Consider the following 8722-nt stretch of genomic DNA (forward strand, 5'->3'; position numbering starts at 1 on the left):
CCGTCATCGAAAGCCATCTCTCGCTGCGCAAGCAAAGCTGATAGGATCGACAGATCGGTGATCCGTTGCCCGCAGAGGTTACTGAATGAACACTGAAAGTTCCTGGACCGTCGACTCGATCGAGGATCACATCAGCGTCACCGATCCGGAAGGTGAGACCCGCGCAGTCGAGCTCGAGGAGCTCGGCGGGGTAATGATCGAGACCAATGACAGCGGGCCATTCGATGCCGATGTCTGGTGGTTGTTGTTCGGCGCCGACGGCCGGCTGGCCTGCGCCTTTCCGCAAGGCGCTGTCGGGGAGAAGGAAGCGGTCGCCCTGCTCAGCGCGCTGCCGGGCTTCGACCATGAGGCAATGGTCATGGCGATGGGCTCGACGACAAATGCCGTGTTTCCGGTGTGGAGGCTCGATCCGACGGCATGAAAGCCAGCCTCTCGAGATGATGCTCGTCACGCTTTCGGGGGCAGAGGAAAGAGGGTCAGGAAGCGTTCGGCGAGTGCGCGGTTGCCGGTGACAGAGAGGGCTCCGTCGGCCGCAAGCGCATCGAACGACTGCCCGCCATAAACGGCTGCTCCAAGTCCAGCCGGGGTGCCTTCGAAGATCACGTCGGCGGTGTCGAATTCTTTCCGTGTCACGCCGATCCCGCCCCTGCCGATGCGGACGAGGAAGCTCTCCGGTCCGAACCGCACCCCGATGCGGGCATCCATGTCAGCTGCACGTTCCGAACTGAACATGGTGAGAAACGACGACATCAGCCCCACCGCGCTGATCGGCATCGTCGGATCGTGATGGGGCGAGCGTATGGCCCAGCGCCCCATGCTCTCGATGATCGGCCTTGCCTCAAGGCCCCATGGCGTCAGCTCATAGACCTGCACGGAGGCCGGCGGCGGCAGCTTCCTGCGCTGGACTATGCCGAACTCCTCGAGCCCTTCCAGCCTTTGCGTGAGCACATTGGCGCTAATGCCGGGGAGGTCGCCCCTCAGATCGCTGAAGCGCTTCGGTCCGAACATCAACTCGCGCACGATCAACAGCGCCCAGCGCTCGCCGATCAGATCCAGGGCGTGAGCGGTTCCGCAGGCGTCTTCATAGCGGCGCCGTGAGGAATCTGAATGCTTGGTTATTTTTTCTAACTTCATAGTTGCAATTTATAACACCAAGGCTTATGACGGTCAAATCGAAACCTCAGGAGAGGAGCATCCGAAATGCCCAAAATGATTTTCGTGAACCTGCCGGTAGCGGACCTGAAGCGTTCCATTGGCTTCTATGAGGCGGTCGGCGCGACGAAGAACCCGCAGTTCTCCGACGATACCGCTGCCTGCATGGTGGTCTCCGACGCGATCTATGTCATGCTGCTTACGCACGAGAAGTTCCGGCAGTTCACGCCCAAGACGATCGCCGACGCGCGCTCGACAAGCGAGGTGCTGCTGTGCCTTTCCGCCGATAGCCGCGATGGCGTCGACGAGATCGTCGGCAAGGCTGCCGCCGGCGGCAGGCTCGATCCGTGCCCGAAGCAGGATTACGGCTTCATGTATGGCCGCAGCTTCGAGGACCCGGACGGCCATATCTGGGAAGTCATGTGGATGGATGTCGAGGCAGCCATGAAGGCCGGCGGCGAGACGGCTGCGGCCTGATGCGGCCCCGGTGACTGACTGCCGATTTGGATGAGAATGGCGCTGGCCGAGAAGCGGGCCGCCCGCGGGCCGGACACGCCGAAGATTGGGAGAACATCGATGAAGACGCTTTCAACGCTCGGGGCCGTCGCGACGCTGGTCGCGACCGCAGCACATGCCGAAGTGAAGACCGGCTATGTGGCAGCGAACGGCCTCAACTACTATTACGAGATCAGCGGCGAGGGTGAGCCGTTGCTCCTGCTGCATGGCGGTCTTGGCTCGACCGACATGTTCAAACCGATCATGCCGGCGCTGACCGAGCACAGGCAGGTCATCGCGCTTGATCTGCAGGGGCACGGCCGCACCGAGCTCGGGGACCGCAAGATGGACCTCTTCGACATGGGCGACGACATGGCTGCCGTGCTCAAGTCGCTCGGCTACGACAAGCTCGACGTGCTCGGCTATTCCTTCGGTGCGGGCGTTGGTTTCCGCTTCGCCGTACAGCACCCGGAGATGGTGCGCCGCCTGGCCATCGTCTCGGCCGGCTATTCGGAGGAGGGCTTCTACCCCGAAATCCGCGCCCAGCAGGTCCAGATATCAGCCGCCGCTGCGGAGTTCATGAAGGACACGCCCATGTACAAGTCCTACATGGCCGTGGCACCGAAGCCGGAGGACTTTCCGCGCCTGCTTCAGAGCATCGGCGAGCTGATGAGCGAACACTTCGACTGGTCCGAGGATGTGAAGAAGCTCGCCATGCCGACCATGCTCGTCTTCGGCGACAGCGACATGTACAGGCCCGAGCATATCGTGAAATTCTACCAGTTGCTCGGCGGCGGCCTCAAGGACGCTGGCTGGATGCGCGAGAACATCTCGCAGAACCGGCTGGCAATTATCCCCAACGCGACGCACTATGACATCTTCTACTCGCCGGCGCTTCCGGCGACGGTGCTGGGCTTCCTCGATGGCACCGACAAGCCGAAGAGCTGGAACGAGGTGGTCGAGGCAAAGTAGCTCCCGCCTTCGCCATGGGACAATTCGAAGCGGGGCGCATTGCCCCGCTTCGCGCCATCGCCTAAATAGCGCGCAACTTCCATTCCATTCGAGACACGGGAAAAGCGCGCGTGGCACGCCAGTTCATCTATCACATGGCCGGACTCAACAAGGCGTACGGCCAGAAGAAGATCCTCGAAAACATCCATCTCTCCTTCTATCCCGATGCCAAAATCGGCATTCTCGGGCCGAACGGCGCCGGCAAGTCGACGGTGCTGCGCATCATGGCGGGCCTCGACAAGGAGTTCACCGGCGAGGCCTGGCTCGCCCAGGGCGCGACCTCCGGGTACCTGCCGCAGGAGCCGCAGCTCGACCCGTCCAAGGACGTGCTCGGCAACGTCATGGAAGGGGTGGCAGCCAAGAAGGCGATCCTCGACCGATATAACGAGCTGATGATGAACTATTCGGACGAGACCGCCGAAGAGGGCGCCAGGCTGCAGGACGAGATCGACTCCAAGAACCTGTGGGATCTCGACAGCCAGGTTCAGATGGCGATGGAGGCGCTGGGCTGTCCGCCCCCCGACGCCGACGTGAGCATGCTTTCGGGCGGCGAGAAGCGGCGCGTGGCACTGTGCAAGCTGCTGCTCGAGCAGCCCGACCTGCTGCTGCTCGACGAGCCGACCAACCATCTCGACGCAGAAACCACGGCCTGGCTCGAGAAGCATCTGCGCGAATATCCGGGCGCGGTGATGATCATCACCCACGACCGCTACTTCCTCGACAACGTGACCGGCTGGATCCTGGAGCTCGACCGCGGGCGCGGCATTCCTTACGAGGGCAACTATTCGGCCTATCTCGACAAGAAGGCGAAGCGGCTCGAGCAGGAGGGCCGCGAGGAGGCCGCCCGCCAGAAGGCGCTCACCCGCGAGCGCGAGTGGATCGCCTCGAGCCCCAAAGCGAGGCAGGCGAAGTCCAAGGCGCGCTTCAGGGCCTATGACGAGCTGGTCAAGGCAGCCAACGAGCGCCGCCCCGGCGAGGCGCAGATCATCATTCCGGCCGGCGAGCGGCTCGGGCAGGTGGTCATCGAGGCCGACAAGCTGTCGAAGGGCTATGGTGACCGGCTCCTGATCGACGATCTCGAATTCAAGCTGCCGCCCGGCGGTATTGTCGGCGTGATCGGCCCGAACGGCGCCGGCAAGACGACGCTGTTCCGCATGATTACTGGCCAGGAGAAGCCCGATTCGGGAGAGATCCGCATCGGCGACACGGTGCATCTCGGCTATGTCGACCAGAGCCGCGACGCGCTCGATTCCAACAAGACGGTGTGGGAAGAGATTTCGGGCGGCAACGACATCATCAAGCTCGGCAAGCACGAGGTGAACTCCCGAGCCTATTGCGGGGCGTTCAACTTCAAGGGCGCCGACCAGCAGCAGAAGGTGGGCACGCTTTCGGGCGGCCAGAGGAACCGGGTGCATCTCGCCAAGATGCTGAAGGCGGGCGGCAACGTGATCCTGCTCGACGAGCCGACCAACGACCTCGACACCGAGACGCTGTCGGCGCTTGAAGACGCGCTCGAGGCATTCGCCGGCTGCGCGGTCATCATCAGCCACGACCGCATGTTCCTCGACCGGCTCGCCACCCACATCCTCGCCTTCGAAGGCGACAGCCATGTCGAGTGGTTTGAGGGCAATTTCGAGGAATACGAGCAGGACAAGATCAGGCGGCTCGGGCCGGACAGCGTCAATCCGAAGCGGGTCACGTACAAGCGGCTGACGCGGTAATTTGGGTCGTCCGGGTCTACAAACGCCGCGAGGTCTGTCGATGAACACCACCCAGCGCCCAGACTGGTCCGCTGCGCAGTACCTCAAATTCGAGGACGAGCGCACGCGGCCGGCGCGCGATCTGCTCGCGCAGGTGCCGGTCGCGGCGCCGCGGCGGGTCGTCGACATAGGTTGTGGGCCGGGCAACTCGACCGAGCTGCTCGCTGCGCGGTGGCCCGAGGCGGCGGTGAGCGGCTTCGACACTTCGCCCGATATGATCGAGAAGGCGAGGGCGCGTCTGCCCGCAGTCAGTTTCGAGCTCGCCGATGCGACGAACTGGCAGCCGGCCGAACCGATTGACGTGATCTTCGCCAACGCCGTGTTCCAGTGGCTCCCGGAGCACCCTGCGATCCTGCAGCGGCTGATGGGTTTCCTGGCCCCCGGCGGTGCGCTCGCGGTACAGATGCCGGACAATCGCACGGAGCCCAGCCACGTGATGATGGACGAGGCCGCCGCCGCCATGCCGTTCGCGCAAAAGCTCGCCAATGCCGCGCGCGGCACGCTGCCCAAGACGTCCTTCTATTACAACCTGCTCTCCGGCCTCTCGTCACGTGTCGAAATCTGGCACACCATCTACAACCATCCGCTTGCCGGAGCAGATGCTATCGTGGAGTGGGTGAAGGCGACAGGCCTGAAGCCTTACCTCGATCCGCTCGACCCGGCCGAGCGGGATGAGTTCCTCGCGGCCTATCGGACGAGGATTGCTGCCGCCTATCCTGCGCAGAAAGACGGCAAGGTGCTGCTGAGGTTTCCGCGGCTGTTCATCGTGGCGGTCCGGTAGTACTCGGCGGATTGATCTCGGGCGTTGGCGCTGCCCCTCATCCGGCTGCCGCCACCTTCTCCCCGTAAACGGGGAGAAGACGGCCGGCCGCCTCGGACGGCGCTCGTTCTGCAACGTCGGCGATTGGCGAAACCAAAGAGGAAGCCGTTCTTCTCCCCGTTTACGGGGAGAAGGTGCCGGCAGGCGGATGAGGGGCGGCGCAAAGGTCACAAATCGAACCGGCAATTTGACGGCCGTCTCGGCGATCGGCAAATTTCAATAAATATCGAAGCTGAAATACTTGGCCTCAATCCTGGCATAGGTGCCGTCGGAGCGGATCGTGTCGAGGGCTGCGTTGAATTTCTCGCGCAACGCGTCGTCGCCCAGCCTCAGCGAGATCCCGGCCTCCGTCGCGCTGCCTTCCAGGTCGCCCAGCATCTTGCAGCAGTCCTTGCCGCCTTTCGCAAGCCAGTTCATGAGCTGGATCTTGTCGGAGACGACGGCATCGGTGCGTCCGTCCATCAGGTCAATGGCAGCCTCTTCCCAGCTCGGATAGAGCTTAACCACGGCGCCCGCCTTGCCGTAGTGCTCATCGGCATAGTCCGCCTGGACCGTGGCGCCCTGTACGCCGATGACCTTGCCGGCGAAGAGGGCCGGATCGGTGGAGTCGAAATCGCTGTCCTTCGAGGCGACCAGCGACAGCGGCGTGCTGTAGTATTTGTCGGTGAAGGCGACCTGCTTCTTGCGCTCCTCGGTGATCGTCATCGAGGCGATGATGACGTCGAACTTGCCCGCCTGCAGGCCAGGAATCAGGCCGTCCCAGTCCTGGGCCACCAATTCGCAATCGGCGTTGATCCTGGCGCAGAGCGCATTGGTGATATCGATGTCGAAGCCCGACAGCTTGCCGTCCGGGCCGATGGTATTGAAGGGCGGATAGGCGCCCTCGGTCGCGATCTTGAGCTTCATTCGGTCCTGTGCATCTGCCGCGCAGACCGCGACTGCGATCGCGGTCGCGGCAATGGCGGCGGGGAGCAGTCTGGAGAGCTGCATGCGGTTTCCTTCTCGTCATTCGATTATCAACCACGGCGCGCATGAACATCAGCAAGCGTTCGTGGCGAGTCGGTTGTTCGGTTATCGTTCCTACATGCTGGAGGCCGATCGGCCAGCACCTGGGCCCTTCGGCTACGGCGATTCGGCGGCGGCAAGGTGTCGCTATGAGCCACCATGCAAGGCACGGCGGCCATGGTTTCTGCTCGAACTGTCCTTGACCTTCATGAGAAACTGCAGTCATAAGCCGCGCACACACATGCTACATTCCGGGCCGCGGGCCCGCGTAGCGGCTTGCGCTGTCCTTGAGCTTTGCAAACCGGTTAATCTGACATAAACCACCGCGGCGCAGCATCACGCGGGATCGCATCGGGCGGCGCTCAACCGGGGTACGGGGATAGAGTAACGAATGTTTCGCGCGACCATCTCCGGCATCGGGGTCGAGATCCCCGAGGCCCGGATTACCAATGAAGAGCTGGTCGCGAGCTTCAACAGCTGGGTCGACAAGGAAAATGACAAGCGCGCGGCCGTCGGCGAGCCGCCGCTGAAGAAGTCAGACCAGGAGTTCATCCTGCACGCATCGGGTGTGAGGGAACGCCACGTGCTGATGCTCGACGGCATTCTCGACCCTGAGCGCATGGCGCCCCGCATCCCTGCGCGCGACGACTCGGAACTTTCGGTGATGGCCGAGTTTGGCGTGAAGTCGGCGAAGCGCGCGCTCGACCATGCCGGGCTCACGGGCGCCGACATTGACATGGTGATCTGCGCGGCGTCGCACCATCAGCGGCCCTATCCGGCGATGGGCATCGAGATCCAGAACGCCCTCGGCATCGATGGCGCCGCCTTCGACATGGCGCTCGGCTGCTCCTCGGCAGCGGCCGGCCTGCACGTCGCCTTCAACCTGGTGCGCACCGGCGCGCAGCGCCGCGTGCTCGTCGTCACGCCCGAGATCATCACCGGCCATTTGAACTTCCGCGACCGGCAGACGCATTTCATCTTCGGCGATGCCTCGACCGCTATGGTGATCGAGGGGCTGGACGAGGACGAGCAGCGGCCGGGCCGGTTCGAGATCGTCGATACGCGGAGCTGGACCCAGTTCTCCAACAACATCCGCACCAATTTCGGCTTCCTGCTGCGTGCCGGCCAGGAGGACACGGCCTTCATCGACATGGAAGGCAACATGATCAAGCAGGTCGGCAACAAGGTCTTCAAGGAGGTCACGGTCGCCGGCCACAAGTTCATCGTCGGCTTCCTCGCCGAGCACGGGCTCACCCCGCACGGAATCCGCCGTTTCTGGCTGCACCAGGCGAACGCCCGCATGAACGCCATGATCCTGAAGCTCGCCTTCGGTCACGAGGTCGGCCAGGACCGCGCACCGACCGTGCTCGAGCGGCTCGGCAACACGGCGGCGGCGGGCGCGATCGTCGCGTTCAAGGAGAACCACGAGGATATGAAGACGGGCGACTACGGCCTGATCTGCGCCTTCGGCGCCGGCTATTCGATCGGCGGCGCGCTCTTGAGAATGATGTAACGTCGCCGGGGCTGGACGCTGGCCAGCGAAGGCTGCATTTTCCGGGCTGATCCTGGAGATAGCCCGTGCTCGACCTTCTGCAGCCGCCCGACGATATCGAAATCCTTCCTGCCAGAAAGCTCGAGGCGCGTGTCACCGGTGTGTTCGCCGCCTACGGCAAGGATTTCGTGACTGAGGCTGTCGACGCTCTGGCCCTCAGCTTCGAGGGCGTCGAGCGCGACCTGCATTCCGGTGTTACACGACGTTCCGGCAGTCGCGAGCCGTGGTATCCGCGCGGCACGGAGATGCGCAATGCGCGCCAACTATCCATTGTGGCCAGCGACGAACTGGCTATCGTGGCGGGGCGTATGGGCATTGCCGAGATCAAGCCCGAGTGGATCGGCGCCAACCTGGTCATCGACGGTGTGCCGAGGCTCTCCATGCTGCCCTCGGGCACGCTGCTCTTCTTCGCGAATGGGGCGACGGTCAAGGTCGGTGCGCAGAACGGACCGTGCCGGTTTTCGGGGGAATCGATCGCGAGAAATGCCGGTATGAAGGACGTTGCTGCCGGCGCGCTGCTCTTTCCGAAAGTCGCGAAGCGATTGCGCGGTCTGGTTGGCTGGGTCGAGAAGCCCGGCACGATCAGGGCAGGGGAGAAGGTTTCGGTGCGCGTGCCGGAGCAGTGGATTTATCGGGGGTAGGGCGCCGACATTCTTCAGAGGTGGCGCCCTTCGCGCCCCCCTCTGTCCTGCCGGACATCTCCCCCACAAGGGGGGAGATCGGACTGCCGCTTTGGTTTCGCCAATCGCGAACTTTGGAGATTGGCGAAACCGTCAATGACAGCCAATCTCCCCCCTTGTGCAGGGCTGTCCGGGGAAAATTATGCATATGCGAAGCTCATCTGATGCGGGGAGCAAGTCGGCTTCCTTTTGCTTGGATTGACGGGCGGTGGGCGTTCGATTGCGCCGATGTGGCGGCGCTCGAAGA

9 protein-coding genes are annotated in these 8722 nt (G+C 63.3%); 7 read left to right on the forward strand and 2 right to left on the reverse strand.

What is annotated here, in order from left to right:
• Positions 1-85: 85 nt before the first annotated feature.
• Complete coding sequence (locus SAZ10_RS31190; RefSeq protein WP_318613395.1) at positions 86-421, forward strand: hypothetical protein; 336 nt, start codon at positions 86-88, stop codon at positions 419-421.
• 26 nt (positions 422-447) lie between these two features.
• Here the strand turns inward: SAZ10_RS31190 and SAZ10_RS31195 are convergent, their stop codons facing one another.
• Positions 448-1134 (reverse strand): winged helix-turn-helix transcriptional regulator, encoded by a 687-nt coding sequence (locus tag SAZ10_RS31195; RefSeq protein WP_318613396.1) that lies wholly within the window; start codon positions 1132-1134, stop codon positions 448-450.
• Between the two features lie 66 nt (positions 1135-1200).
• Here SAZ10_RS31195 and SAZ10_RS31200 point away from each other — a divergent pair, with 66 nt between their 5' ends.
• The 4 genes from SAZ10_RS31200 to tam all read left to right on the forward strand — a co-directional run bounded on the left by SAZ10_RS31200 (position 1201) and on the right by tam (position 5199).
• Positions 1201-1629 (forward strand): VOC family protein, encoded by a 429-nt coding sequence (locus tag SAZ10_RS31200; protein ID WP_318613397.1) that lies wholly within the window; start codon positions 1201-1203, stop codon positions 1627-1629.
• 99 nt (positions 1630-1728) lie between these two features.
• Positions 1729-2619: an alpha/beta hydrolase gene (locus SAZ10_RS31205; protein WP_318613398.1), complete on the forward strand. Its 891-nt coding sequence runs from the start codon at positions 1729-1731 to the stop codon at positions 2617-2619.
• Between the two features lie 110 nt (positions 2620-2729).
• Complete coding sequence (gene ettA, locus SAZ10_RS31210) at positions 2730-4379, forward strand: energy-dependent translational throttle protein EttA (RefSeq protein WP_318613399.1); 1650 nt, start codon at positions 2730-2732, stop codon at positions 4377-4379.
• 40 nt (positions 4380-4419) lie between these two features.
• Complete coding sequence (gene tam, locus SAZ10_RS31215; RefSeq protein WP_318613400.1) at positions 4420-5199, forward strand: trans-aconitate 2-methyltransferase; 780 nt, start codon at positions 4420-4422, stop codon at positions 5197-5199.
• A 255-nt stretch (positions 5200-5454) separates the two neighbouring features.
• Here the strand turns inward: tam and SAZ10_RS31220 are convergent, their stop codons facing one another.
• Positions 5455-6228, reverse strand: coding sequence for a transporter substrate-binding domain-containing protein (locus SAZ10_RS31220; RefSeq protein ID WP_318613401.1), 774 nt, complete (start codon positions 6226-6228; stop codon positions 5455-5457).
• A gap of 406 nt (positions 6229-6634) precedes the next feature.
• On the opposite strand from SAZ10_RS31220, the gene SAZ10_RS31225 reads away from it, so the two are divergent.
• Positions 6635-7756 carry a beta-ketoacyl-ACP synthase III gene (locus SAZ10_RS31225; protein ID WP_318613403.1) on the forward strand — a complete coding sequence of 374 codons (1122 nt, stop codon included), beginning with the start codon at positions 6635-6637 and terminating at the stop codon, positions 7754-7756.
• A 65-nt stretch (positions 7757-7821) separates the two neighbouring features.
• Positions 7822-8436, forward strand: coding sequence for an MOSC domain-containing protein (locus tag SAZ10_RS31230; RefSeq protein ID WP_318613405.1), 615 nt, complete (start codon positions 7822-7824; stop codon positions 8434-8436).
• The last annotated feature ends 286 nt before the right edge of the window (positions 8437-8722 follow it).

The organism is Mesorhizobium sp. BAC0120, from assembly GCF_033542235.1.
In the GTDB taxonomy this organism is placed as follows: domain Bacteria; phylum Pseudomonadota; class Alphaproteobacteria; order Rhizobiales; family Rhizobiaceae; genus JAWRCU01.

Bases quoted from the DNA above. Each gene is read 5' to 3' on its own strand.
- SAZ10_RS31190 (WP_318613395.1), top strand. From the start codon at position 86: ATGAACACTGAAAGTTCCTGGACCGTCGACTCGATCGAGGATCACATC.
- SAZ10_RS31195 (WP_318613396.1), bottom strand. From the start codon at position 1,134: ATGAAGTTAGAAAAAATAACCAAGCATTCAGATTCCTCACGGCGCCGC.
- SAZ10_RS31200 (WP_318613397.1), top strand. From the start codon at position 1,201: ATGCCCAAAATGATTTTCGTGAACCTGCCGGTAGCGGACCTGAAGCGT.
- SAZ10_RS31205 (WP_318613398.1), top strand. From the start codon at position 1,729: ATGAAGACGCTTTCAACGCTCGGGGCCGTCGCGACGCTGGTCGCGACC.
- tam (WP_318613400.1), top strand. From the start codon at position 4,420: ATGAACACCACCCAGCGCCCAGACTGGTCCGCTGCGCAGTACCTCAAA.
- SAZ10_RS31220 (WP_318613401.1), bottom strand. From the start codon at position 6,228: ATGCAGCTCTCCAGACTGCTCCCCGCCGCCATTGCCGCGACCGCGATC.
- SAZ10_RS31225 (WP_318613403.1), top strand. From the start codon at position 6,635: ATGTTTCGCGCGACCATCTCCGGCATCGGGGTCGAGATCCCCGAGGCC.